General features: G+C 43.4%; 1 protein-coding gene and 1 pseudogene. Both read right to left on the bottom strand.

The window, feature by feature from the left end:
• A pseudogene (locus ACFIKG_RS09225) lies at window positions 1-350 on the bottom strand (phage tail protein); the annotation flags it as partial.
• 7 nt (window positions 351-357) lie between these two features.
• Window positions 358-1,347: phage tail protein (locus ACFIKG_RS09220; RefSeq protein ID WP_375652190.1), on the bottom strand; the 990-nt coding region annotated here is incomplete at its 5' end.

Below are 1,347 nucleotides of genomic sequence, written 5' to 3'. Positions count from 1 at the left end.
CCGGTTTCTGTCGCCTTATAAACGGGCTTACCGGCTAAATTATTTAAAGCAATTGTTGTCGCCCCAACATTCTTGCCCTTCGCTTTAAAACAAACCGATATGCCATTCTTATACTCTAAAAATGCCGATTGGCTTAGAAGCCTTATCACGCTCGTCTTTTGGTTATTATCAACCGTAACAATGCCTTCAAGCGCTCCACCCGTATCCGATAAATACTCACTTACCCGTTGCATCATAAAACGAGCGCTATTATTAACCGTGTTAGGGTGCTGTCCCTCTGACCAATTAATCAAAGCATCAGCACCACCATTCTCAGATGCCGTTAAAGACCAATCATAAATCGTCGACATATGAACCTCACGTCTTGATTCCAAACACAACACTCATATTAATCGGACGCGTCTCACTTGCACCTGAACTTGCCAATGTAACATCACGCATATGAAGGTGGGAATGGGGAAAGGCGAGCTTATGGTGCACGCGTATATCCTCTGCTCTCACGCCCAAACGTTCAGCAAGCTTCAACCTTTGCTGGTCATTCAACACATATCCCCAGATGATCGTCATATCACCATGCCAACTCTCTTCCTGATTTTCATCATTCAAAATCGTAAAGGATTGCCTCCCGTGATCATGCTTTCTCATAGCGTCATTTTGTAAAGTGCCAAGATAACGAAAGCGGTCGATCTCGCGGTCATCATCAACACCTCGTAAAAAAACACCACGCAAATCTGGAACGTTAAACTTGTTCCAAGTATCAGCTCCACCCCATCTGATCCCTATTGCATCATAAAGAGCAGGATAATCACTGCGCAAATAAGCCTTCCCATCACAGGGTAACCAGCCCTCTGGCAAAACTTGCATCCCAAAAATCCCTATCGTCCCTGTAGGATAAATGGGAATAACCGGTTCTTGTGATAAAGAGAGAGGTGTAGGATTTAAAACTTGCCAAGCATGATCCCTATAAATCAAGCTATAAATGCACCCCCTTTGAAGTTCACCTCCAGATAATGCACGAATGCCTAATTCCGTCGCCTTATAAACAGGTTTACCGGCTAAATCATTCAAGGCAATTGCGGTTTCCCCAATATTCTTACCCTTCGCTTTAAAACAAACTGATATCCCATTCTTATACTCTAAAAAATGCGATTTACTTTGAAGTCTTATCAACGTCGTCTGCTGTTCAGCATCAACCGTAAAAGTGCTTTCAATCACACCACTCGTATCGGATAAATATTCACGCACACGCTGCATCATCACACGGGCGCTGTTATTCACGCTGCTAGGGCGTTGTCCTTTTGACCAATCAATCAAATCATCACAATAGGCATTCAAGGAGGCATTTAA

The sequence above is a fragment of the Bartonella sp. LB28NMGDW genome (assembly GCF_042194435.1).
GTDB lineage: Bacteria > Pseudomonadota > Alphaproteobacteria > Rhizobiales > Rhizobiaceae > Bartonella > Bartonella grahamii.
This window is presented reverse-complemented; position numbering and strand designations above follow the sequence as displayed.